General features: G+C 54.0%; 24 protein-coding genes. 20 read left to right on the top strand and 4 right to left on the bottom strand.

What is annotated here, in order from left to right; all coding sequences use genetic code 11:
- Positions 1-4: 4 nt before the first annotated feature.
- The gene (locus tag ACR02O_RS07510; RefSeq protein WP_033158397.1) at positions 5-211 is read right to left on the bottom strand and encodes a SlyX family protein; all 207 of its coding nucleotides are present in this window, start codon (positions 209-211) and stop codon (positions 5-7) included.
- A gap of 129 nt (positions 212-340) precedes the next feature.
- Between ACR02O_RS07510 and ACR02O_RS07505 the strand changes: the two genes are divergently transcribed.
- Genes ACR02O_RS07505 through ACR02O_RS07490 form a run of 4 tightly spaced genes read left to right on the top strand, consistent with a single transcriptional unit; the run spans position 341 to position 3,042 of the window.
- Entirely contained in the window at positions 341-643 is a 303-nt protein-coding gene (locus tag ACR02O_RS07505) for a DUF6763 family protein (protein ID WP_033158396.1), read from the top strand.
- A gap of 8 nt (positions 644-651) precedes the next feature.
- Positions 652-1,500 (top strand): ATPase, encoded by an 849-nt coding sequence (locus ACR02O_RS07500; protein ID WP_494523101.1) that lies wholly within the window; start codon positions 652-654, stop codon positions 1,498-1,500.
- Between the two features lie 13 nt (positions 1,501-1,513).
- A complete protein-coding gene (gene metA, locus ACR02O_RS07495) occupies positions 1,514-2,578 on the top strand; it encodes a homoserine O-succinyltransferase MetA (protein ID WP_494523100.1) in 1,065 nt (354 codons plus the stop codon).
- A complete protein-coding gene (locus ACR02O_RS07490) occupies positions 2,578-3,042 on the top strand; it encodes a nucleoside deaminase (RefSeq protein ID WP_033158393.1) in 465 nt (154 codons plus the stop codon). The genes metA and ACR02O_RS07490 overlap by 1 nt, the downstream gene beginning before the upstream one ends.
- On the opposite strand, the gene ACR02O_RS07485 is transcribed toward ACR02O_RS07490, so the two are convergent.
- Positions 3,036-3,482 (bottom strand): hypothetical protein, encoded by a 447-nt coding sequence (locus tag ACR02O_RS07485; protein ID WP_129871437.1) that lies wholly within the window; start codon positions 3,480-3,482, stop codon positions 3,036-3,038. The genes ACR02O_RS07490 and ACR02O_RS07485 overlap by 7 nt on opposite strands.
- A gap of 211 nt (positions 3,483-3,693) precedes the next feature.
- Between ACR02O_RS07485 and hslV the strand changes: the two genes are divergently transcribed.
- From hslV to ACR02O_RS07430, 11 genes are all read left to right on the top strand, one after another.
- Entirely contained in the window at positions 3,694-4,254 is a 561-nt protein-coding gene (gene hslV / locus ACR02O_RS07480; RefSeq protein WP_020483114.1) for an ATP-dependent protease subunit HslV, read from the top strand.
- A 4-nt stretch (positions 4,255-4,258) separates the two neighbouring features.
- Positions 4,259-5,578, top strand: coding sequence for an ATP-dependent protease ATPase subunit HslU (hslU, locus tag ACR02O_RS07475; RefSeq protein WP_458136783.1), 1,320 nt, complete (start codon positions 4,259-4,261; stop codon positions 5,576-5,578).
- A gap of 2 nt (positions 5,579-5,580) precedes the next feature.
- Positions 5,581-5,970, top strand: a complete 390-nt coding sequence (locus ACR02O_RS07470) for a gamma-butyrobetaine hydroxylase family protein (protein ID WP_458136782.1) — start codon at positions 5,581-5,583, stop codon at positions 5,968-5,970.
- Between the two features lie 8 nt (positions 5,971-5,978).
- A complete protein-coding gene (gene ubiE, locus ACR02O_RS07465; RefSeq protein WP_033158390.1) occupies positions 5,979-6,728 on the top strand; it encodes a bifunctional demethylmenaquinone methyltransferase/2-methoxy-6-polyprenyl-1,4-benzoquinol methylase UbiE in 750 nt (249 codons plus the stop codon).
- Between the two features lie 37 nt (positions 6,729-6,765).
- Positions 6,766-7,374 carry a Uma2 family endonuclease gene (locus ACR02O_RS07460; protein ID WP_458136781.1) on the top strand — a complete coding sequence of 203 codons (609 nt, stop codon included), beginning with the start codon at positions 6,766-6,768 and terminating at the stop codon, positions 7,372-7,374.
- Positions 7,358-7,993: a ubiquinone biosynthesis accessory factor UbiJ gene (locus ACR02O_RS07455; RefSeq protein ID WP_494523099.1), complete on the top strand. Its 636-nt coding sequence runs from the start codon at positions 7,358-7,360 to the stop codon at positions 7,991-7,993. Before ACR02O_RS07460 ends, ACR02O_RS07455 begins: the two co-directional genes overlap by 17 nt.
- Positions 7,994-8,007: 14 nt before the next feature.
- Positions 8,008-9,576 carry a ubiquinone biosynthesis regulatory protein kinase UbiB gene (gene ubiB / locus ACR02O_RS07450; protein WP_458136779.1) on the top strand — a complete coding sequence of 523 codons (1,569 nt, stop codon included), beginning with the start codon at positions 8,008-8,010 and terminating at the stop codon, positions 9,574-9,576.
- Positions 9,577-9,740: 164 nt separating this feature from the next.
- Entirely contained in the window at positions 9,741-10,490 is a 750-nt protein-coding gene (locus tag ACR02O_RS07445; protein ID WP_033158386.1) for a hypothetical protein, read from the top strand.
- Between the two features lie 869 nt (positions 10,491-11,359).
- On the top strand, positions 11,360-11,857 hold the full coding sequence (locus ACR02O_RS07440; protein ID WP_458136778.1) for an SAM-dependent methyltransferase: 498 nt from the start codon (positions 11,360-11,362) through the stop codon (positions 11,855-11,857).
- 487 nt (positions 11,858-12,344) lie between these two features.
- Positions 12,345-13,931 carry an ExeA family protein gene (locus ACR02O_RS07435; protein ID WP_494523098.1) on the top strand — a complete coding sequence of 529 codons (1,587 nt, stop codon included), beginning with the start codon at positions 12,345-12,347 and terminating at the stop codon, positions 13,929-13,931.
- A gap of 10 nt (positions 13,932-13,941) precedes the next feature.
- Positions 13,942-14,754, top strand: a complete 813-nt coding sequence (locus ACR02O_RS07430; protein WP_458136776.1) for a general secretion pathway protein GspB — start codon at positions 13,942-13,944, stop codon at positions 14,752-14,754.
- Between the two features lie 62 nt (positions 14,755-14,816).
- Here the strand turns inward: ACR02O_RS07430 and ACR02O_RS07425 are convergent, their stop codons facing one another.
- Positions 14,817-16,304, bottom strand: a complete 1,488-nt coding sequence (locus ACR02O_RS07425; protein ID WP_494523097.1) for a DcaP family trimeric outer membrane transporter — start codon at positions 16,302-16,304, stop codon at positions 14,817-14,819.
- A 3-nt stretch (positions 16,305-16,307) separates the two neighbouring features.
- On the bottom strand, positions 16,308-16,781 hold the full coding sequence (locus tag ACR02O_RS07420) for a cytochrome c (RefSeq protein ID WP_494523096.1): 474 nt from the start codon (positions 16,779-16,781) through the stop codon (positions 16,308-16,310).
- 167 nt (positions 16,782-16,948) lie between these two features.
- Between ACR02O_RS07420 and glnE the strand changes: the two genes are divergently transcribed.
- The 5 genes from glnE to ACR02O_RS07395 all read left to right on the top strand — a co-directional run bounded on the left by glnE (position 16,949) and on the right by ACR02O_RS07395 (position 24,459).
- Positions 16,949-19,822 (top strand): bifunctional [glutamate--ammonia ligase]-adenylyl-L-tyrosine phosphorylase/[glutamate--ammonia-ligase] adenylyltransferase, encoded by a 2,874-nt coding sequence (gene glnE / locus ACR02O_RS07415; RefSeq protein WP_494523095.1) that lies wholly within the window; start codon positions 16,949-16,951, stop codon positions 19,820-19,822.
- A gap of 63 nt (positions 19,823-19,885) precedes the next feature.
- Positions 19,886-20,518, top strand: a complete 633-nt coding sequence (locus tag ACR02O_RS07410) for a ribonuclease T2 family protein (protein ID WP_458136772.1) — start codon at positions 19,886-19,888, stop codon at positions 20,516-20,518.
- 100 nt (positions 20,519-20,618) lie between these two features.
- Positions 20,619-22,265: a phospholipase D-like domain-containing protein gene (locus tag ACR02O_RS07405; RefSeq protein WP_494523094.1), complete on the top strand. Its 1,647-nt coding sequence runs from the start codon at positions 20,619-20,621 to the stop codon at positions 22,263-22,265.
- A gap of 177 nt (positions 22,266-22,442) precedes the next feature.
- Entirely contained in the window at positions 22,443-23,234 is a 792-nt protein-coding gene (locus ACR02O_RS07400) for a hypothetical protein (RefSeq protein ID WP_033158377.1), read from the top strand.
- Positions 23,227-24,459, top strand: a complete 1,233-nt coding sequence (locus ACR02O_RS07395; RefSeq protein WP_033158376.1) for a DNA adenine methylase — start codon at positions 23,227-23,229, stop codon at positions 24,457-24,459. Before ACR02O_RS07400 ends, ACR02O_RS07395 begins: the two co-directional genes overlap by 8 nt.
- The last annotated feature ends 447 nt before the right edge of the window (positions 24,460-24,906 follow it).

Genomic DNA, 24,906 nt, shown 5'->3' with positions numbered 1-24,906 from the left:
TAAGTCAGTAATGGGGCGGACGCTCATCAACCGCCCCCGCTTGTCGCTCATCCAGCGCCAGGCTTTTGATCTTGTCGTGCAGCAACTTACAGGTTTCTTCCAGTTTGCCGATTTGCTTTTGCTGGTCCGCCACCACTTGGTTCAACGCCTGAATCAAATCTTCCTGATACGCTTGTTTGATCTCCAATTCGATGAATCTTTCTTCGCTCATGGCTCCCGCCGCTGACTGTGTAAATTTGCCATTCTAATCGAAAATCCCGACAGTTTTGCCGCATGCACTCGCACAGCTTCTATAAACTCGCTATCATTGATAAGTCATCAACATAGCGAGGATGCAACTATGGCAACTATTACAGATCCGGTCATTGGCCGCTGGTATAAAGACCTGGAAAGTAATCTTACCTTCAAGGTGGTAGCGATTGAGGGTAACGACGAATCGGTGGAAGTTCAGTTCGCCAACGGCGATTTGGGCGAATACGACAACGAATCCTGGTACGGCTCCACTATCGATTACATCGAAGATCCGGAAGACTGGAGCGCGCCGTTCGACGAGTTGGAAGCCGACGATCTGGGCTACACAGACCCCGATAGACACGCCCGCCCGGATGCGGAAGATTTGGACATTAGCGATTTGTTGGATTGAGATAATTTATGAGAATGACCCCGCAACAATTTCTGGACTGGGAATCCAAGAGTATCACCCTGCTGGCCATGTCCGGCGCCGGCAAAACCACCCTCTCCGCCAAGTTACCCAGGGATAAATGGTTTCATTATTCCGGCGACTACCGCATCGGTACCAAATACCTGGAAGAGCCGATTCTGGACAACATCAAGCAGCAAGCCATGGGCGTACCGTTTTTGCGCGATTTGCTGAAATCCGACTCGATCTACATCTGCAGCAATATCACCGTGGAAAACCTGGCACCGGTGTCCAGCTTTCTCGGCAAAATCGGCGATCCGGCTAAAGGCGGCTTGTCGCAAGCCGAATTCAAACGTCGCCAAGCGCTCCATCATCAAGCCGAAATCGCGGCGATGAACGACGTGCCGGACTTTATCCATAAAGCCGAAGACATCTACGGCTACAAGCATTTCATCAACGACGCCGGCGGTAGCGTTTGCGAACTGGATTGTCCGGAAGTGCTGGAAAATTTGGCCAAACACACGCTGATCGTCTACATCAAAATTCCGCCGGCTTTGGAACAGACCATCATCGACCGCGCCAAAAAAGATCCCAAACCCCTGTACTACCGCCCTGAATTCGTCGATGAAAAATTGGACCAATTCATGAGTGAGCGCGGTTACAATTCTACCGATCAGATTCCACCGGACGAATTCGTCAGCTGGGTATTTCCGGAGCTGTTCAAAGCCAGGGTACCGCGCTACGAAGCGATTGCCGCCCAGTACGGCTACACCATCAGTGCCGACGAAACCGCTAAAGTCAATAACGAAGACGACTTTATCCGCCTGATTGCCGAGGCAATCGCCCGGCAACAATCTTGAGACCGTTCTTGTAATGCCGCTAGTTGCCCATACCGCTTTACCCACTTTTCAGCGTCTGCACGAAGAAGGCGAAGAAATTCTCAGCCCGGACCGCGCCAGCCATCAATCGATTAGAGAGTTGCACATCGGCTTGTTGAATATCATGCCGGACGCTGCGCTGGAAGCCACGGAGCGCCAGTTTTTCCGACTGGTTGGCGCGTGTAATCAGATCGCCCAGTTTCATGTGCACCCGTTTACGATTGCGGGCCTGGAAAGAAGCCCGCAAGCCCTGGCGCATATCCAGCAATATTACGAATCCTTCGAGCAAATCAGACAAGACGGCCTGGATGCCTTGATTATCAGCGGTGCCAATGTCACCCACGACCATTTGCAGGAGGAAGATTTTTGGCGGCCGTTAACCGAAGTGTTCGAATGGGCCACGCAAAACGTCACCTCGGTACTGTGTTCGTGCCTGGCCACCCATGCCTTTATTCAGCATTGTTACGGTGTGGAGCGCACGCGCCTGCCGGCCAAGCGTTGGGGCGTGTTTTCGCATAAAGTGGTCGATAGGCAGCATCCCCTGGTGGCGGAAATCAACACCCGCTTCGATGTGCCGCATTCGCGTTTTAACGAAGTGTTTCAGCGCGACATGGAAACACACGGACTGAAAGTCCTGGTGGCCAGCGAATCTGCCGGCGTGCATCTCGCCGTCAGTCCGGATGGTTTTCGGATTGTGTTCTTCCAGGGCCATCCGGAGTACGACGACATTAGCCTGCTCAAAGAATACAAGCGCGAAGTACTGCGTTATTACAACGGCGAGCGCGACGACTACCCACCCTACCCCGAGCATTATTTCGATAACGAAGTGCAACAGCTACTGGCCGAGTACACAGAACACGTGAAAGAAGCCAAGCTTGGTAACTGCCCACTGCAAGCCATGCCAGAGCAACAAATCATCGAGCACTTGGACATCACCTGGCGGGATTCCGCTAAAGCCGTGTTTAATAACTGGCTGGGGAAGGTTTATCAGATCACCAACGAAGACCGCCGATTGCCGTTCATGGACGGTATTAATCCTGATAATCCGCTGGATTTGTAATGCACGAAGGCTTTCTAAACCAAGCCATCGCACTAGCCTGCGATAACATCGACCAAGGTGGCGGGCCGTTCGGCGCGATTGTCGTTAGAGACGGCGAAATTATTGCCGCCAGCGGGAATCGGGTGACGCCGGATCTGGACCCGACCGCTCACGCCGAAATCGTCGCCATTCGGCTGGCTTGTCAAAAACTAGGCGATTTTCAATTAACCGATTGCACCCTCTACACGAGTTGCGAGCCTTGCCCGATGTGCTTGGGTGCCATCTATTGGGCAAGACTGCAAGCCGTTTACTTTGCTTGCGACCGTTTCGACGCCGCTAAAGCCGGGTTCGACGACGGTTTTATTTACACCGAAATCGACAAACCCGCCCTGCAACGCCGGATCGTCATGCAGCAACTCTCGCTCGACTCGGCCAATCGCCCCTTCCAAATGTGGCGGATCAAAACAGATAAAATTCGCTACTGAGCCGCCGCCGGCTGTTCCGCCGGTTTAGCGGTTGCCTCACCTTTAATTTTAAGCAACCAGCCATCCTGACCCAAACAGCCGCTCTCCAATTTGCTTTCTGCGGATTTAGCGGTGACATGCACACGGGCAAATCCCGGCGTCAATGGCGGCAATTTCGCGGTCACAAAGTAAAAGTTCTTTTTATCCACCACATTGACTTTCATTTTTTCGCCACGCGCTTCGGCGGTCACGGTCAATGGATCGGCATTGTGGGAGATATGAAAAGAGATTTCCGTACCCGCATCGACCTCGGCTTTTTGTTCAGGCACAAAATCCCGGAATTTGGGCCTTTTACACTCTTTCAAGCGCTCTTCTTCTTCCGGCGATAAAGCCAGGGCCGCCGTTGAAAACACCATAGCACCCAGCAAGCACGCACCTCTCCAGCGATTTGACAATTTCATGACTAGCTACCCTCTTGTTGTTATTGTAATGTTGGAAACGCCGGTCAATGCGGCGCATCCTTTAAAATACCAGCACTTTGAACTTTAATCAGTTTTCTTGCTTTGTTCAATCTTTGCGCCTTTTACCCACCGGGCTTACGGTTTTAAACTTCTACCCTATCGCCGTCGAGAACATGTAAAATCGCCGCCTTTCCCTTTCTCATTCACAGACATGACGAACTTCAGAGGCACCACCATTCTTTCCGTCAGACGCGGCGATAAAGTCGTGATCGGCGGCGATGGCCAAGTCACCCTGGGCAACACCGTGATGAAGGGCAATGCCCGTAAAGTCAGACGCCTGTACCACGACAAAGTGATTGCCGGTTTCGCCGGCGCGACGGCCGATGCGTTTACCTTATTCGAACATTTCGAAGGCAAGCTGGAAAAACATCGTGGCAATCTGACCCGTGCCGCCGTGGAAATGGCCAAAGACTGGCGCACCGACCGCGCCCTACGCAAGCTGGAAGCCTTGTTGATCATCGCCGACAGCAAAACCTCGCTGGTGATTTCCGGTACCGGCGACGTCATCGAACCGGAATACGACTTTATCGCCATCGGCTCCGGCGGCGCGTTTGCCCAAAGCGCTGCGCGCGCCTTACTGGAAAATACCGAACTCAGCGCCCGCGAAATCGTCGAGAAATCGCTAGGCATTGCCGCCGATATTTGCATTTACACCAACCACAATCTGCGCATCGAAGAATTAGACGCCGAACCCCAACCGGCACAAGAGTAAAACCATGAGTCAAATGACCCCGAGAGAAATCGTCAGCGAACTGGACAAACACATCGTCGGCCAAGCCGCCGCCAAACGCTCCGTCGCAATAGCCCTGCGTAACCGCTGGCGCCGCAGCCAGGTTACCGCCGAATTGCGCGATGAAATCACCCCGAAAAATATTCTAATGATCGGCCCCACCGGCGTCGGTAAAACAGAAATCGCCCGCCGTCTGGCTCGCTTGGCCAACGCGCCTTTCATCAAAATTGAAGCCACCAAATTTACCGAAGTGGGTTATGTCGGCCGCGACGTTGAATCGATTATTCGCGACTTGATCGATAGCGCCGTGAAAACCACCCGCATTTCGGCGATGGAACGTGTGCAAAACCGCGCCGCCGATGCCGCCGAAGAAAAAGTGCTGGATATTCTATTGCCGCGCGCCGAAGGCGGCATGCTCTCGGAATCCGAGGAATCCACCCGGCAGAAAATGCGCAAAAAACTGCGCGAAGGCGATTTGAACGATAAGGAAATTCAAGTAGACGTTGCCGCGCCGGCAATGGGTGTGGAAATCATGGCGCCGCCGGGCATGGAAGAAATGACCAGCCAGTTGCAAGGCATGTTCCAAAATCTGGGCAGTGGCCGCACCAAAACCCGCAAATTAAAAATTAAAGATGCCTTGAAACAGTTGCAGGAAGAAGAAGCCGGCAAACTGGTCAACGAAGAAGAAATCAAGCAAGCCGCGCTGGAAGCGGTTGAGCAACATGGCATCGTGTTTCTCGACGAAATCGACAAGATCTGCAAACGCGCGGAAATGGGCGGCGGCGAAGTGTCCCGCGAAGGCGTGCAGCGCGATTTATTGCCGTTAGTGGAAGGCAGCACCGTCACCACCAAATACGGCATGATCAAGACCGATCATATTCTGTTTATCGCCTCCGGCGCGTTTCATTTGACCAAGCCGTCGGACTTGATTCCGGAATTGCAAGGCCGCTTTCCAATCAGGGTCGAGCTGAACGCCTTGAGCGCGGACGATTTCGTGCGGATTTTGACCGAGCCCGACGCCTCGCTGACCGAGCAATATCAGGCACTCTTGAAAACCGAAGGCGTAGACGTACAATTTACCGCCGACGGCATTCAGCGCATTGCTGAACTGGGCTGGCAAGTCAACGAAAAAACCGAAAACATTGGCGCGCGCAGATTACATACGATTCTGGAAAAACTGCTGGAGGAAATTTCCTTCAATGCGCCGGACCTGGCCGAAAAATCCATTACCATCGATGCCGCTTACGTGGACTCGCACCTGATGGAACTGGCCGATGATGAAGACCTTAGCCGCTACATTTTGTAATTATGCGCGTCAAAATCACCCCCGCTCAGCGTGTGCCGACCGAAATCAAGCTGCACAAGGTTTCGGCGATCCTGGAAATTCATTTCGACGACGAGAGCATTTACGAGCTGCCCAGCGAATACCTGCGGGTGTTCACCCAGTCGGCGGAAGCGGTTGGCCATGGCCCCGGCCAGGAAACCCTGCAAATCGGCAAGGAAGACGTGACGATTACCGACATCCAGCCGGTGGGCAATTACGCCATCAAACTGGTGTTCAGCGACGGCCACGACACTGGCATTTACAGCTGGGATTTGCTGTATAAATTGGGTTCGGAGTTCCCGTTGCTTTGGTCACAGTATCTTGAAACCCTGAAAGCCGCCGGCCTCAGCCGCCGCTCGCCCATCCATAATTAAACGACATCATGACAAACGACAATACCACCCATTTTGGTTTCAAACAGGTTCCTAAACAGGAAAAAGTGGCGCTGGTGCGCGGCGTGTTCGACTCGGTCGCCAGCCAGTACGACGTCATGAACGATCTCATGTCGATGGGTATCCACCGCATCTGGAAACGAGTGGCCGTGCAACTGGCGAATGTTCGTGAAGGCGACAGCGTGCTGGACCTGGCGGGCGGCACCGGCGATTTGACCAAACTCTACGAAAAGCGCGTCGGCAAATCCGGCCAGGTGATACTGGCGGACATCAACGCCGCCATGCTGCGCACCGGCCGCGACCGGCTGATCGACCATGGTTTGAGCGGCAATATCCGCTACGCCCAAGTCAACGCCGAATGCCTGCCTTTTGCCGACAACACTTTTGATTGCGTGACCATCGGCTTTGGCTTGCGCAACGTCACCGACAAGGACGCCGCCTTACGCTCCATGTACCGCGTGTTAAAACCCGGTGGCCGCGTCATCGTCCTGGAATTTTCCCACCCTATCGACCCGATCACCGAAAAAGTCTACGACTTTTACTCCTTCAAACTACTGCCAAAAATCGGCGCCGTGGTGGCGAAGGACGAAGACAGCTACCGTTATCTGGCCGAATCGATCCGCATGCATCCCAAGCAGGACGAACTCAAGCAAATGATGGAAAACGCCGGCCTGGAGCGTTGCGAGTATTTCAACATGACGCAAGGTATCGTTGCCGTACACCGGGGCTATAAATTTTAAGCTCCCGTTCGCCGGTCGTGAAAGCGGAGAATTGCCAATGGCACTAAAACCAGCTCAGCATTACATCAGTGAAGCCGAATACTTGGCCGGCGAGATGATCAGCGACATCAAGCATGAATTGATCGACGGCGAAGTTTACGCAATGGCGGGCGCCAGCCGTAACCACAACCTGATCATTAGTAACACGGTCCAGAGGCTAACCAATCATCTGCAAAACAGTCCCTGCGCCACCTTTTCATCCGATTTAAAAATCAAAGCTGCGGCGAATTTTTTTTACCCCGATGTGATGGTGGTTTGCGCCGATGAAAACGGCGACGAGTACTACACCGAAAAACCGACCATTATCGTTGAAGTACTCTCCAAAGCCACGCGCCGCATCGACAAGACCGTCAAGCTCAATGCATACAAAGCCTTGCCCAGTTTGCAGGAGTACGTGTTGATCGAACAAGACCATGTCGAAGTGGAAGTATTCAAACGCTCGGCGAATTGGTCGTCCGCGCATTACTTCCTCGGCGACAGCCTCACCCTGGAATCAATAGACTTAACCGTGACAGTCAGCGATTTATACCAACGAGTCAATAACGAAGACATGCAAGAGTTTCTGCAACAACAGCAAGCACAGGCGAGTGATGTCGAGCAGCGTTAAGTCCTTATTAATCTCCGCGCTGGAAACCGCACTGAATCGTTATTTAGCGCTGGACAATCACATCGAACAGTATCTAACGCCCATGACCGGCAAAGTCATCGCCCTGCATGTGACGTCTTTCGACAGCAGCCTGTATCTTTGCCCTACCGCGCAAAGCATACAAATTCTGGAGAGCTATCCGGGCAGCGTGGACGCCACACTCAGCGGCTCGTTGTCGGCGTTGGGCTTGATGGGCCTTAGCGCCACCCCCATGCGCTCGTTGTTTAAAGGCGAAGTCCGCATCGACGGCGATACCCAAGTCGCCCGCCGCTTGCAACGCCTCTTCGAAAAACTGGACATCAACCTGGAAAGCAAAATCGCCCGTTATACCGGCGACGCCTTTGCCCAACGCTTGGGCCAGTTGTTCCGCGACAGCCGCGACTGGACCCAGCACACCTTGACCACCTTTCGCTTGAACCTGGAAGAATTCCTGCAAGAAGAAACTCGCGAGCTGCCGGCCAAATCGGAAGCCGAGTTATTTTTCCGCGACATCGACACCTGCCGCAGCGACTGCGACCGCCTCGATGCCCGCCTCGACCGCCTGGAAAACTCGCTCCACTCAACATCCGCGCCTCAATAACAAGGACCTGCCCCGTGATTCGCCCGAAAATTCTGATGCGCCTCATCCATATCAACTGGGTGATGATGTTCCATGGCTTGGATGAAATTGTTTTAAAAACCCATTTATTTCGCCCCATCCGTTATATCGCGTTTTTATCGCCAAATTATTGGACCAGCAACTCCCGCGAACCGCGCGGCGCCCGCATCCGTAAAACCCTGGAAGACCTGGGGCCGATTTACGTCAAATTCGGCCAAACCCTGTCCACCCGCAAGGATTTACTGCCGGAAGACATCGCCGAAGAACTGGTCAAACTGCAAGATAAGGTGCCGCCGTTTTCCGCTGACACGGCCCGCAAAATCATCGAACAACAACTGGGGCAATCGATAGAAGAGGCCTTCGCAGAGTTCGATCCGCAACCACTGGCCTCGGCCTCGGTCGCACAAGTACACACCGCCACGCTGCACACCGGCGAAAAAGTCATCGTTAAAGTCTTGCGGCCGGACATCGAAGACAAAATTCATTCCGACGTCGGCTTGCTCTACGAACTGGCGCGACTGGCGGAGCGCTTCTGGAGCGATGCCCGCCGCCTGCGGGCGATGGAAATCGTTGCCGAGTTCGAAAAAACCATTCTCGATGAACTGGATCTGGTGCGGGAAGCCTCCAACGCCAGTGCCATCCGCGCCAATTTCAAGAACTCCGAGATGCTCTACATTCCGGAAATTCACTGGCCGCTGACCCGCCGCAAAGTCTTGGTGATGGAACGCATCTACGGCATTCCGGTCGGCGACATCGACGCCCTGCGCAAAGGCAATGCCGATTTCAAAAAACTGGCCGAGCGTGGCGTGGAAATCTTTTTCACCCAAGTCTTTCGGGATAATTTCTTCCACGCTGACATGCATCCGGGCAATATTTTCGTGCAATTGCCGGACAAATACTTGGCGGTGGATTTTGGCATCGTCGGTAGCCTGTCCAGCTCCGATCAGCGTTATCTGGCCGAAAATTTCCTGGCCTTCTTCAACCACGACTACCGGAAAGTGGCGCAAATGCACATCGAATCCGGCTGGGTGCCGGCGACGACACGAATCGAAGAATTCGAAGCGGCAATCCGTAGCGTCTGCGAACCGATTTTTGAAAAACCGCTGAAAGACATTTCCTTCGGCTTGTTACTGCTAAGACTGTTCCAAACCGCCCGCCGCTTCGACATGGTCGTACAGCCGCAACTGGTCTTACTGCAGAAAACCCTGCTGAACATCGAAGGCCTGGGCCGCCAGCTTTATCCCGATCTGGACTTATGGCAAACCGCCAAACCGTTCCTGGAAAACTGGTTCAAGGAGCGCGTCGGTCCAGGTAAAAAGATCAAGGAGCTGTTTGCCAAATTCCCGGAAATCACCGAGCAAATCCCGGAAGTCCCCGGCCTGGTATTCCAAGCCCTGCAAAGCGCCGCGCACATGCAGCAGCAACTTCAGCAGCAGCAAAAAGACATGCTGGAGCTACGCAAACAACTTAAACGCAATAATACCCGCACGTTGCGGGCTATTCTCAGTGCGGCGGTGTTGATTGCGGCGGCGATAGTGTTGCAGTCGCCGTTGTTGGGGGGGTAAGTTGCCGCTTATCCCTGCGGAAGCATCTGATGGGTAATTTGCAAGACAGGGACGATAGACAAAAGGAAATATGCATTAATAAACATATATTTATCGGGAGAATATATGATATGTGGTAGATATACAGTTAACCATCAAATTACTTGTTAGAGGCTAAACATCTCGTGTCGCATATCCCTCTCCCTTTTCTGAGCTTCGCTGCTGATATCTTGGCCGATACCAGCCGAGGCTTGAGTGGAAACGAAGTTGTGAAATCCTTTAACGCTTACGCTGTCGAGTACAACATCAATATTCCTCATGCGGCGTATCCGTTTGAGGCCCCAAACAAGCGAACGGCGCTGCTAGAAAATCTGAAGTGTTTCCCTCCCCCTCTTCAGTTCAAAATTATTAGAGAGTTGTGTGATCACCGAATCTTCTCCAACAAGCAATACGACGAGCTGAAATCACTAAAGGTAAAGCTAGTCTCCCAATTCGCGCACCTCGCACCAAAAGACGAATTTTCTAAGCTTAACGAGACACTCACCGAAGAAACGCGCCACTGGCTCGACAGCTTCCCTAATGCACTAGAGTTGTACTTGCAGGCAATTCAAAAATACAAACACGGAATCTTTAGCAGAAACTTGCTTGATGATCTCCGACTCAGTTTGGAACTATTGCTGAAATGTGTTTTTAAAAACGATAAGTCTCTCGAAAATCAGCTCGGCAATGTCGGTAGTTTCGTCAATGAGGCCGGAGGTTCGAAAGAATTCTCGAATATGTTCTCGAAGCTGATCGACTACTACGCGAAATACCAAAACACATACATCAAACACGATGACGCTGTGGTGGAGGAAGAAATCGAGTTCGTGTTTGAAATTTCATCATCTTTTATGCGCCACATAATTCGGCTTCATGCAAAGTCACCAAGCCTATAACATAGCGATCAACCTCCCTCCATTCGGTCGCTGGACGCTAAGAGGTAAAGGCGCGCAGCCCTTAGGGCGCATTAGCGACAGCGCAATGCGCCGAATGAACATCACATGGCGCAATAGCCGTTGGTTTTTATGCCCACCCGTTTAATAGGCTTTCGTGTTTGGTGTCGCTAACGCGACGGCTGATTTTAATGTCGGGTCTCGGCCCGACAGCCGAGATACCTTTCTTTGCTTGTCCAAAGAAAAGTATCCAAAAGAAAAGACACCCGGATGCCGCTTAGCTCACTCGGCACATCCCTGTGCCTCGCCCTTCGGGTGCAATGCATGCAAATCGGCTATCCTGCCGATTTGTCCTGCGCTCCTCGCTTTTGAACGGGGTTGCCGAAAGGGGCTTCCTGCCCCTTCGGCAACGCGCCGCATCCCTGCGGCGCCCCTAACGGGCTGAACCGTTCAAAAGCTCCGGTGCTCGGCGCGGCATACGGGGAGAAAACCATCCCGGTTATCGGTGGGCTTTCGAGAGACCGTAGGGCGCATTAGCTTTAGCGTAATGCGCCGAATGAATCGACACACGGCGCAATGCCCGTTGGTTATTGCGCCCTACGAGCTGTTCGAACACATGTTGGCAATCCCTTAATCACTCTGGGCGTGTGCTATCTCGCAAATGGTCCAAACGATGTTTCGCATACCCCTCGTTCCTCCGAATACGCTTCGCTATTCGCAGCTACGCCACTGATTTTTCACCGCGAGGAGAAACCCGGCTAGCCATTTTCGATGGCTTGGAAGACAGTCATAAGGAAATACATTCTATAAAACATAGGCTTATTGCAGCCAGATCGGATTCGTGCTAGATGTGCAGTTAACTATCTAATTCTTTGTTGGGCATCAAAATGGAAAATGTTTCAATGCACTCACAAGTCACAGCAATCGGATTTGTCGAAGCCGTTCGGCCTCATGCGGAAGATGATTTTTGGGGAGGAGAGGAAGCGTGTATTGCGCTGACGTCGGAATTTACTTTTGAGGCATTGCAAGGGATTTCTGATTTTTCCCATGTCGAAGTACTGTTTCTTTTCCATGAAGTCGAGCCATCAAAAATTGTCAAGGGCGCGCGCCACCCTCGGAACAATAGCGCGTGGCCAGCCGTAGGCATCTTCGCGCAACGTGGTAAGAATCGGCCAAACCGCATCGGCAGCACGATCTGCCGTGTGATTCGTGTGGAAGGAGCGAAGCTTTTCGTCGCTGAATTGGATGCCATCAATGGCACGCCAGTGCTCGACATCAAACCCGTCATGGCTGAGTTCCTGCCACGCCAGAAAGTTCATCAACCAGTCTGGTCACATGAACTAATGCGTGACTATTGGCTGCACAAGTAGTCCTCCAAGGCCTTATGGCGCATAGGCGTTAGCGGAATACGCCGGATGAATCGACACGCGGCGCAAGGCGTGTTGATTATTTCGCCCTACGAGCAAAATCCAAAAGAAACGTCAAAGCCCTTTAAGCTCGCGACGGGGTTTCCCCGTATGCCGCGCCGAGCACCGGGGCTTTTGGTGGGAATAGCCCGAAGGGGTGCGGCAGGGATGCCGCACGTTGGCGAAGGGGCAGGAAGCCCCTTTCGCCAACCCCCGCCAAAAGCTCTGGAGCGCAGGAAACAAGCGGCATCCGGGTGGCTTTTCTTTTGGTGACTTTTCTTTGGCCAAACAAAGAAAAGTTACTCGGCTGTCGGGCCGAGACCCGACATTAAAACAACCGTCGCGTTAGCGACACCTAAAGCCCCCCGCTCGCCTCGATACAGACTTTTAAGTGCAATTTCCCCCAGTTTGAATTAGCATCGTCCAACCATTTCCTTAAAGCCCCAGCACCTTGTATCAGCAATACTTCAATTTCAGCGAATTGCCTTTCTCGATCTCGCCTGACCCGCATTTCATGTTCATGAGCGAGCGGCATCAGGAAGGTTTGGCGCATTTGCTGTACGGCATTAATCAGGGCGGTGGCTTCGTCGCTTTGACGGGCGAAGTGGGCACCGGCAAGACTACGTTGTGCCATTGCTTGCTGCAGCAATTGCCCGAAAATGTGGATATTGCCTTGATTTTGAACCCTAAATTAACGGCACAGGAATTACTGGCGACAATCTGCGACGAATTGGGCATCAGCCATGCCGGTTTCGCGGCCAAACAGCTGATCGACGCCATCAATCAATACCTGCTGGCCGCTTATGCGCAAGGCCGGCGCACGGTATTGTTGATCGACGAAGCGCAGAACCTCAGCTTGGACGTATTGGAGCAAATTCGCCTGCTGACCAATCTGGAAACCAGCAAAGCCAAGCTGTTACAGATCATCTTGGTTGGGCAGCCGGAACTGAATGCGTTGCTGGCCCGCCAAGACTTGCGCCAGCTCAATCAACGTATCACCGCCCGCTATCATTTGCTGCCGTTGTCGCTGGACGAGACCCGTGCATATATCCGGCATCGCTTGCGGGTCTGCAAAGGCAAACATCGCCTGTTCAATCCTGCGGCCATCCGCAAGATTTACCACTATTCGCAAGGCGTGCCGCGCCTGATCAACATTCTGTGTGACCGGGCCTTGTTGGGCGCTTACGCCACTAATGCGCGGGAAATCAACCCGGCGATTATTCGCCGAGCTGCACAGGAAGTGTTAGGGTCGGTAACAGCCAAACGCCGCTGGTATGGCGCAACCGCCGCGATTTTGGCAGTCGGCGCTTGGGCGGGATCGCAGTTTTGGTCGCCGCCGATGCCCGTTGTTGAACCGGCCAAACCGGTTGTTACCCAACCGACCGTGCTGCCGGCGCCGCCCATCCCCGCCGCCAAGCCGGTCAGTTTTGCCGATCAGCTGGATCAGGCCGGCCTCAGCTTTGCCGAAGCCGTGACCGAGTCGCTAAAGACTTGGCATCTATCCGCCCCCGCAGGCCGCGCAGCGGATTGCACCGCGGTGGCCGCTCTGGGTTTGAATTGCTTATTCGGCAAAGCAAATTGGCAAGAACTCCTGAGCTTAAACCGGCCGGTGATTCTGGCTTTTTCCGACCCGAGTGGCGGCAAACGCTATGTATTGTTGACCGGCGTTGACCATGATTCGGCGATTATCCGTTTGAAGGACACCATCAACATCCCGCTAGCAGAGCTTTTAACCCTCTGGGACGGCAATTATTTGTTGCTGTGGCGGCCGCCGCATCCAGGGGTCACGGAAATCGCTCCCACGCAGCAATCCGCAGCAGTGCTCTGGCTGCGCGAACGGTTAAGTAAAATCACCGGCAAACCTGCCGGCGACATGGCTTCCCGAATTTTCGATGAAACGCTGAAAGCCGAGTTGTCTAGTTTCCAACGCCGGCAACATCTGACGCCCGACGGCATAGCCGGCGCCCGCACCCTGATCCATCTGGATAACCAAAGCGGCGCCTCTACTGCGCCTCATTTGGCAATCACCACTCGTTAGGCTTGTTGATATGTCTTACATCTTGAACGCATTGCGCAAATCCGAACGAGAACGCCAAGCCATGCAGCCCGACTCGGTGACCAGCCGCATCGCTATCGAGCAAACGCCGGAACGACACGGCCTGACTAAGATCATCGTGGCGCTGGTCCTGTTGAATTTGGCGATTCTGGTCTATTTTCTGGGCATCGCGCCGCAGGCACCCGCAGACAAAGTGCAGCCCCTGGCCAATATCGAAGAAGCGGCGCCGTTGATCGCGAAAGCAAATCCACAATTGCAGGCCGATAGTCCACCGAAACCGGCAAAGCTTGCCCCCACGCCCAAAACTGAGCCGCCTCGCAATCCGACGTCGGCAGCCGAGAAACTCGCCGCTAACACAAAACAAGCGGTTGAGCCGGTCGAGAGGGTTAAACCGGCCGTTGCGCCAGCGCAGCCGGTTAAGCCCTTACCGACGGTAACCACCGCTGCAGCGCCGGCTAGCAAGCCGACAGCCGAGATAGAACGACAATCTAAACTTGTTCCGCAACGCATCGAAGAACCCAGTGAACAAGCCGTAGCGAAAAAACCGGAGCCAGTCGCGCTAGCAAGTCCACAAAACGACTTGCCCACTTTACAAGACTTACCGCCGGAAGTGCGCCAGTCGTTGCCAGACCTACCGATTAATGTATTTAGCTATTCACCCACACCGGCGGAGCGTTTCGTGATGATAGACATGGTCAAATACGTACCCGGCCAGACGATCAAAGACCAGTTGGAACTGAAGGAAATAGTGGAGGACGGGATCATCGTCCGTTATCAGGGCCGGGTGTTCAAAATCAAACGCTAATAGCAGCTGGCGGAATGCCTAACGCCTTCCGCCCGGCCCATTGAACTGGGTTGCAGCCAAGCTCAAAAACTATATTTGGCTGAAAACTGCACCCGCTGTAACACGCCATCCCGACCATCGATCAACTCGCGCGTCGCATAAGTGTATTCCACGCCAAACATAGCCTGGCTGACCGGGCTCCACAGCAAATTGGCATGCACGGATTGCACCTGACGGCTCAGCACCGTATTTGCGTAACTGGGGTAATCCGCCTGCGCAAAACCATAGGTAACATTAGACCGCCATTGCTTATCCCACCAATGCTGATAAGACAACATGCCGCCGTAGGCATTGACCAGCTCGATAGCGCCATGTTGATCGAGCGCCGCATCGGCGAAGGTGTTATTGGTGGACACGTAGCGCCCGTCGCCTTTGCCGTAATGCGCCATAAAGCGCATATTATCCAAACCGTAGGTACTTATCCGTCCGGCCAAGTTAACCCCGCCGCCCCACTCGGCTTGTCGATAACCGGTCGTGCCATGGGTATAGCGCAACTGCCTGCCGACCGCCGCCAAAGACACATTACCCCAATCCGGATTCAGGTTGAGCCTAGCCATCAAATCCGGATAACGATCAGCGTTGGGCGTCGTGTAATACCCCGCATCCAAATTGGGATTAGTGCTTTTACTGGAAGAAGGCTCCAGCGCACTATCGACCCATAAACGACTGCGCGGCGCCTCCAATGCCACTTGCCACTCCATCGGCGTATCCAGCCAAATAAACGGCTCGCTCCAGCGCACCAAAGGATCGCGCAGGCTCGCGACAGCGCCAGCAGAGCCACCCACATCCAACGTATCCGGCAATGCGGATACGTTGAGAAAGGTGGTCCAGGTTTGTCCGGCCAGGAAATGACCGATGGAGCCGTAAGCATGGCGCAAACGCGGCGTGTATGTGTACGTTGCCGGATCACCGTAAAAGTCAAACTCGATATAGGTGTTGATGTCACCCCAGTCAGTCGTCGGGGTAAACGATTTGAACCACAAGCGGCTTTCTTTGCTATGGAACGCAATTTGGCCGCGTTCGCCGGCCGCACCCACCGGGATTTGCGCCATCGCTAATTGCTGGTCGCCCAGCCTGTCTCGCCCGGCGCTGACGCTGTTAAACAAGGTGTCCATTTTCACGAACCCGCCCAAACCCACTGAAGTATCGGTGCCAGGGATTTTAAACGTGCCTTTCACATCGCCAACCGTCACCGCCGGCTTCTCTTTGGCCTTATCGCTCACTGAAGCGGAACCGGTGCCGCCCGTCGCTACTGTTGTCGGTGACGCCACTGCTTGCACCGTATTGCTGACCAGTGCCTTGCCGGCGGCAACTTGCTCGGCGCGGACATGCTGCAACTCCTGCTCCAGCTGTTCGATCCTGGAATTGGAACGCTCAACCTGGCTCTGTAATTGAGTCACCTGCTGACTCAAGGCTTTCAGCAAGGTCTTGATGTCTTCGTCGGCGGCTTGCGCGGGATTGACCATCCAACAGCACAGCACCATGAGACATAGTTGTAGAAATTTGCTCATCTTCTAGCCCCCCAGTTTTCTGAATAAGGCATGACAAGAGGTACAGGTGGTGTTGATTTCATGCAGACTATCCGGAATCGCATCTATATGATTTTGCTCGGCAAGCTGCTGCAATTGGCGCATCTCTTCCCGCAGCTTGCCGGCCAGGGCCAGAAACGTGGTTTGTTCGGCCGCGTTTAACTGCAAACCGGGCATACGGGCAATCATGGTCTCGACAGTAGCCGCCAAATCCTGCGCTGCTTCGCCGATTTGCCGTGAATATTTGCGGCGCTCCACGTCTAATTGCTGCTCGGTCATAAACCGCTCCTGCATCAGGCTGTTCATCCGGTCCATCAGTTCATGCAAGCGATTGTCCCGCACCGCATGCAAGGCCGGCTGGCCGGTTTGGCGGCGCCCCCCCTCTAAGTACGCATACTGATTATTTTGGCTACAAGCGCTCAACATCAATAGTAGTGCGGATAGATACAGCGTTTTCATGTGTTGCGCTCCGGTTCGATCAATCTGCAAGATGCGGCGCTCAGCCGCATCCTGGCCTGGTTTAAGTTTACCCGATTCCTGTGTGGATATTTTTTCAGCCGCCATCTAGGGTAGCGTCTGCAGTTTAGGTATCATGCTGCTTCCGTTCTTCCGACAGGATCCCGCCTATGTCACTTTTAGATTCGCTGTCCCAGCACACGGTAATGTTGCCGGATGAACTGCGGACTTTGGCCTCCGACTTTTGCACCAAGCTCGACGAAAAGCTTAGCCAAGAGCAACGCCAGGTTTTCGACAACGAGGTATTTTGCGCTTCGGTACTAAAAGTTTGTGTTTGCAGCCAATTTATCAGCGAAAGCTGGCTGCGCCATCCCGATCTGATTCCAGAGCTGGTGACATCCACCGATCTATTCGCCCCGCTGCGCCGCGCCGATTATGCCGCCGCATTGCAACAGAGCGGCAATGCCGATGGCGAACCTGCCCTGGCCAGGCAATTGCGCGTGTTCCGCCGCCGGGAGATGGTCAGAATCGCCTGGCGCGATCTGGCCGGCTGGTCCGATCTGGACGAAACGCTGTCGGATTTAACCGCCTTGGCAGAGGCCTGCATTCAAACCGCGCTGGATTTTTTATACCGGCAGGCTTGCGCGCGCTGGGGCACACCCACGCTGGCCGACGGCACGCCGTTTAACATCGTGGTGCTGGGGATGGGCAAACTCGGCGCCTGGGAATTGAATTATTCCTCCGACATCGACCTGATTTTTGCTTACGCCGAAGACGGCGTCCTCACCGAGAAAAAGGAAATCAGTTACGGCGAATTCTTCACCCGCATCTGCCGCTCGCTGGTAAAAATGCTGGACGAGATTACCGTGGACGGTTTTGTGTTCCGCACCGACGTGCGTTTGCGCCCGTTTGGCGACAGCGGCCCGTTGATCATGAATTTCGACGGCATGGAGCATTACTACCTGACCCAAGCCCGTGAATGGGAACGCTATGCCATGATCAAGGCCCGGCAAGTGGCCGGCGATTTCCATACCGGCAAACACCTGGCCGCATTAATCAAACCGTTTGTCTATCGCCGCTATCTGGATTACGGCGCGTTCGAGGAATTACGCTCGTTAAAATTCCAAATCGCCCAGGAGCTAAAACGCCGCGACCGCGCCGACAATGTCAAACTCGGCCCCGGCGGCATCCGCGAGGTAGAGTTCATCGGCCAAGCCTTTCAGTTGATTCGCGGCGGCCAGGACGTCGCCTTGCAGCAACGTGAAATCCAAACCATCCTCAGCGTTCTGGAAGAGCTGGGGTTGATGATGGTCGAGGATGTGGCCACCTTAAAATTTGCCTACCGGTTTTTACGGCGCGTGGAAAACCACATCCAGCAATACCAGGACAGACAAACCCACGACCTACCCGCTAACCCGCTGGTACAACAAATTCTGGCCTATTCACTGGACTTTGAGGATTGGAGCGCGTTCAAAGCCGAACTGGACCAGGTCCGCGAGTCGGTGCAGGATATTTTCGAGCAAGTGTTTTCGCTCAGCGAACAGGACAATAAACAGCAAAGCGCGCGCTTGATATGGGCCAGCCCCGCGGACAACGAACTGGCGCTGGAAGCACTGGCCGACTATGGCTTTGCCGATCCGCTGAACATCCAAAAAGCCCTCGTCGATTTTAAAGAATCGCACGCGATTAAACGCATGACCAGCAAGGGGGCCGGGGTGTTGGACCGGTTAATGCCGCAACTGATAGAACAAGTGGCAAACAGCGAAAAAAGCGATGCGACCTTGCTGCGGATTCTGGATTTATTCGAAGCCGTAGCCGGCCGCAACGTCTATCTAGCCTTGCTGGCCGAAAATCCGGACGCGCTGAATCAGCTGATCAAGCTGGCCGCAGCCAGTCCGTGGATTTGCGAATATCTGTCCCTGTATCCGATTCTGTTCGACGAACTGCTGGATACCCGTTCGCTGTACGACCCGCTGCAAAAACAGGCCTTGCGCGAGGACTTGCAGCGCGAACTGGCGCGCGTCGATACCCAGGACAGCGAACAACTGATGATTGCGCTGCGCCAGTTCAAGCATCTGAATGTGTTGCGGGTAGCCGCAGCCGACATCATGGGCGTGATACCGGTCATGATCGTCAGCGATTACCTGACCTGGACCGCCGAAGCCATTCTGGAGCAGGTGTTGCAATGCGCCTGGCAAATGCTGGTCAGCAAGCACGGCCACCCGCCCGGCACCGGCCCCGATCCGCAAAACTTTGCGATCATTGCCTTCGGTAAATTCGGCGGCATCGAACTGGGCTACGGCTCGGATCTGGATTTGGTATTTTTATATGCCTGCGCCGACGGCGACGCGCAAACCAACGGCGAAAAACCGATCAATGCCGGCCAGTTTTATTTACGTCTGGGCCAAAAAATCCGCCACATTCTGGATACCAAAATGCTGTCCGGCATCCTCTACGAAGCGGACTTACGCTTGCGGCCCAACGGCGATTCCGGCTTGCTGGTCACGCATATTGACCATTACGAAGCGTATTTAAAAAACGAAGCCTGGACCTGGGAACATCAAGCCTTGGTGCGCGGCCGTTTCGTGGCCGGCGACGAAAGTTTGAAACACAGCTACAAAGCCATCCGCGGCCGGATTTTAGCCTTACCGCGGGATCGCGAAGAACTGAAAACCCAGGTGCGGGAGATGCGTGAAAAAATGCGCGACAACCTGGCCCCCAAAGACCCGTCGATATTCGATCTAAAGCAAAGCCAGGGCGGCATCGCCGACATTGAGTTTATCGTCCAGTTCGGCGTCCTCGCAGAAACCGCGCAGCAGCCCAGTCTGGCAACTTACACCGACAACGTCCGCCTGTTGGAAGGTTTACAGCAGCACGGTTTTATCTCGCCAGCCGATGCCGCCTTGCTAAAACAAGCTTATTGCGCCTACCGCGATTACGGCCACCATCAGGTTTTGCAAGGCCTCAGCGCCACCGCGCACGGCGACGAATTTCAAGAACTGCGCAAGGAAGTGGAGCGGATTTGGCAGCAGTTTATGCTCTGATACTGAGCTAAAAAATGTAGGCGGCGAATTCCTCGCCCTAAACTCTAAGACTTGGAGAAATTTATGAAAGCTTGGTTACTGCTATGTTTGGCAGCGTTCTCGACCGCCCTGGCCGCCAACGGCAAGCCCGGCAAGTTTGATGGCTATGTGCTGGCCTTATCCTGGTCGCCCACCTATTGCGAGGAACAGCCCAAAGACCGCGAACAGTGCGGCAAGAAATTGGGTTTGGTGCTGCATGGCCTATGGCCGCAATACAACGTCGGCTATCCAAGCTTTTGCACCAAGGAAGCCTACGCACCTAGTCAAGCTCAAGCGTTTCCTGAGCTTTATCCGTCCGAATTTCTGTTCGAACACGAATGGGAAAAGCACGGCACCTGCTCTGGATTAACCCAAGCCGGTTATTTTCAATTATCGCAAGCACTGAAAAGCAAAGTCGCCATCCCGGAGGCCTACCAGCGGCCGCAAAAACCTTTCCGAACCACGGCGGACGGCTTGAAAAGCGCCTTTACCGAGGCCAACCCGTGGCTGAAGGAACAGGCCATCGCCCCATTCTGCAGCGGCGGCGGGCGGTTTTTCAAGGAAATGTTCGTGTGTCTGGATAAGGGCGGCGCGACCGCTAGTTGCAGCGCCGACGTGGTTAAAAGTGCGGCGAAATCTTGCGGGCAAAAGGATTTTTTGGTGCGGAATATTAAATAGCTGCGGGGGCTTTACAGCGATTTCTTGACGCTTGCCAGCCTCGCAACCGAGGGTTAACAGACCTAAACTTGTCATCCACTCTATCTAAACGGAGACGGCCATGCGTAGCGAAATTAATATCAGCCCCAAGGGCTTGCAAGTCAGAGCGATCGCCGGTACCTACGTGGTCTTGTTGGCATTTACCTGCCCGAAAACCTATTGCAGCGGCTTAATCGGTTTCGGCATCCGCCGCGAAGACCATGAAAACGGCGAAATCACTTGGCTGCGCGGCTTAAAGCGCTTCGACCTGCCCGGCGACGACGGCTCTAGCGTCAGCAGCCGTCATCACCCGATCCAGAAATTTCATTGGGGTGACTACACTACCAAGCCTGGGCGCAGTTATACCTACACCGTCCATGCGCTGACCGGCAAACCGGGCGCGTTAAAGACTTTCGATTCGGTAGCCGTGCAAGTCAATTGCGAACAACCCACCGCCATCGGCAGCCAAGGTCATGCTGTGCATTTCAACCGCAGTGCGGCTGCCAGCCAAGCTTTTGCATCGCGCTTTCCACATTTGCCGGCCGGCGAGATTGTCGATGAAAATGCGCGCCGCTGGCTGTCGCGCGGCCTGGAGGAGGCCTTGATCGCCTATATAGACGCGGCCAAAGCCAAACAGGGCTTACATTTATTTTTATACGAATTTGCCAAGGACGCATTTTTCGAGGCACTTAAACGCGCGAAGCAACGCAAGGTCAGGCTGGAGATTTTGTACGACGGCTTGCTGGACGCCAAAGGCGACGGCCCTTCACTCGACGCGCTGCCGCAGATCAAAAAATACGGTTTGAAAAGCGTCTGCAAAGCCCGCACCGGTGCCGGTTTGAATATCTCGCATAACAAATTTATGGTGTTGAGCAACGGCAAAGGCAAACCGCTGTCGGTGTGGACCGGCTCGACCAATTTCACCGATAGCGCGATTTACGGGCAATCCAACGTCGGCCACGTCATCAGTGATGCCACAGCCGCCAAACAATATTTCGAGTGGCATCAAACCGTCTGGAAAAACCCCAGCTTGCCCGGCGCCGACTCGCGGAAAGTCGCGATGGGTTTAACCCAACCGCCGACCACGACCGCGACGGGTTCGCATCTGGTACTAAGCCCACGCAAATCCACCGAAGCCATCAACGAATGCGCGGAATGGGTAACGGCAAGCAAACGCCTGATTTGCTTTACCGCGCCGTTTGCCATGCACGACGACCTGGAAGCGGCCCTGGCCGCAGCGCCTGCTCACGTCTTGGGCTTGTTGAACACCCGCAGCGTAGTCGGTCAAGCCTTGCACGACGCGCCCAACACCCAATTGGCGGCCAGTGCCGCTATAGATGAAAAATCCATTTTGGAGCAATGGCAAGGCCGGCTGCTGGCCGAATCCAAACATCATTCCGGTGTGCATGTGCATACCAAAATCCTGCTGGTAGATCCGCTTTCCGACAAGCCCTTGGTCGTCACCGGCTCGGCCAACTTCAGCACCAATTCCTGCCGTTACAACGACGAGAACCAGCTATTCATCATCGGCGACACAGCGGTCGCCGACGTGTATTTGGGCGAGTTCATGCGTATGTTCGATCATTACTATTTTCGCGACTATGTCAGCTGGACCGCCAAACAAAAGAAAACCGATCCCAAAGCCGGCTTTCTGGACCCTACCGACCAATGGGCTTTGCGATTTTTCGACGGCGGCGAGCGCGAGGCGGCAAGGTTGGCGTTTTTTTAGTTGAGTTAGGCAAGTCTTTAGCGAACCAATTGTTTGGATTAAGTGGCATTCAATGGGCCTCTTTATCCTGAATACAGACGGGCGGTCAATTCCAGGGATTCGGCCTTTCTGATTGTGGGATAATGGAAACGCCGCCTTTGAGGCGGCTTTTAGACCAAGAATGAAGAGGAATCGCCGGTGGCGACAGAGAAAGAGTTGTTGAAGAAGTTTTTAGACCCGCTGAAGGTATGCAAGCGGTACAAACCAAAGTTTGGACAGGGAAATAAAGAAGAAGGCGTATCCCTTCCGCAGTTTCTTGACTTGTACGGGGCCGACCCGTTCTATGCGTGGTGCGGCCTGAATTCTGAACTGATGTATGCAGCCCACAAAGCCGCAGGCGGTATGACCTCGGTGTACCGGCAAATCGGCAAGGGGTGCGAGAACCTTTTTCGTGAAATCATCATCGATGCCACGGGCTACACGGACAGGAACAGCGCCACATGGTCCTACAAGACTAAGACGAGCGCAGGGAAAGACAAAACACTCTCGCTTGATGGTCGCCTCCAATTCGATGACATTACGAACGCTGCGGTGAAGGCACGGGTGAACGAGTGGGTTGCCGAATACTGCCGAATTCTTGGTGCGAAGATCCCCGACCACGGCGCGGTGTTCGAGGTTCGTCAGGGGTACAAGAGCAAGGATAGTAAACGGCAGAACGGCGATATCGACAACATCGCCGTAGCTTGGGCACAAGGCTACATGCCCGTGTTTGCCATCTTCTCCGGTCAGATTGACGGTGATTTGGTCCTTCGCTATCAAAACAGCCGAGGTGGAGTTTTGGTCGGTCGTGCAGACGACGCATCGACCGCATCCCTGTTCGCCTTCTGCAAGGAGGTCTTGGGCTTTGATCTTGCCGACTTTTTCAAGCGCAACTCCCCCGCAATCCAGAAGGAAGTCCAAGAAGCGCTGGAAGCCTTGTTGAATGCTTGAAGTCACGCGCCATTCCGTTAAGCAACGCTCGGACCTCACGTTTAAGCATAACAAGTCGCTCGGTCGCCACGGCTGGCTCCGGCTTACTCCGGCCTACTCTGTAAAGCTGGTGAAGGAGATAATCGCCAGATTCCCCCCCAATATTGCGATTCTTGATCCGTTCTCCGGGACTGCGACCACGACACTTACGGCGGCGGAGCATGGCAACTCTGCGCTTTCATTCGACATCAATCCGTTCTTGATCTGGCTTGGCAATGTGAAGTGTCGGTCATACTCGTCTGATCACTTGGCCTTAGTGCAAGACGGTGCGCAACAGGCTATCGCTCGGGTTCCCGCCTTGATGAAGAAGGACAATTGGACCCCCCGCCTGTTCAACATCGAGCGCTGGTGGTCAGCCGATACACTCCAAGCTCTAGCGGCACTTCGGACAGGGCTTGTCGAAGTGTTCGGAGAGCCGGCGAAAGATCGAGCGACCGGGCTGGCGTGGGTGGCCTTCTGTCGGTTGGTGATAGAGACTTCTGCAGCCGCCTTCAATCACGTGTCCATGTCATTCTCGTCGGAGACGATAGACCACGAAGTCGAGCATGTGACAGACCTGTATCTAGTCATTCTCGATGCCGTGCTTGCCTCTAGCGGTACCCAGCTACGCGGCCAGGGGGCGGTTGTTGCGGTGGATGCCCGCGCTATTCCAGAAATGGGGCGGCGCTTCAACCTTGTCGTCACCTCCCCCCCTTATCCGAATCGCATCAGCTATATTAGAGAACTTCGCCCATACATGTATTGGATGAAGTTTCTTGAAGAAGCCCGAGAAGCGGGTGAGATGGATTGGAAGGCGATAGGCGGCACTTGGGGGATCGCTACAAGTCGCCTAAATGAATGGGGACCAAATGGCAAAGTGCTCCCGGAGGTTCTAACTGATGCGGTTGGACGCATCGCAAAGAGCGACGGCAAGAATGCTCAGCTCATGGCGACCTATGTGCTCAAGTACTTCTATGACATGCACCTGCATTTATCGTCGCTACCAAACGTACTGGAGCCGGGTGCAGAGCTTCATTACATTGTCGGCAATTCCAGCTTCTTCGGAAACATGGTTGATACCCCAGCGATTCTGACTGCCTCCCTGCTGATGCTTGGGTACGAAAACACTGATTCGATGGTCATACGGAAGCGGAACTGCAACAAGGCGCTTTTCGAGTATGACGTTACTGCTCGTTGGCCGGGGTAATTACATTTAGGATCAATTTGGGAGTATTCCTCCAACTCAAATTGCCTATTCAATGACAGCAAGCTGCGAGATGCCGGCCACAATCACTCGATTGTATGACCGCGACCGGCGGCAAAGGCCGTGTAATTAGCTTACAGGCTCAGCACTATACGACTGGAAAGGTCACAAACCTACCCCAGGGCCGTAGGGTGGATAAGCGAAGCGTCATCCACCTATTTGCGTTCCCATGGTGGATGGCGCTTCGCTTATCCACCCTACAATTTTTATTATTTGAATGGCCGATTTAAATTTTAAACCGACATTCAAGATAAATACACGAACTTCCGCGTTGGGTCGACTGCGACTACTTCCCTGCTTGATTGACGCTAACCAAAATCCGATACCTCATCTTTACCAAGCTTTACCTTCCCAGTATTGCCAAGCCCGATACCAAAGCATAAACTCCCT

The sequence above is a fragment of the Methylomonas sp. PHL2-19 genome, from assembly GCF_059331595.1.
This window is presented reverse-complemented; position numbering and strand designations above follow the sequence as displayed.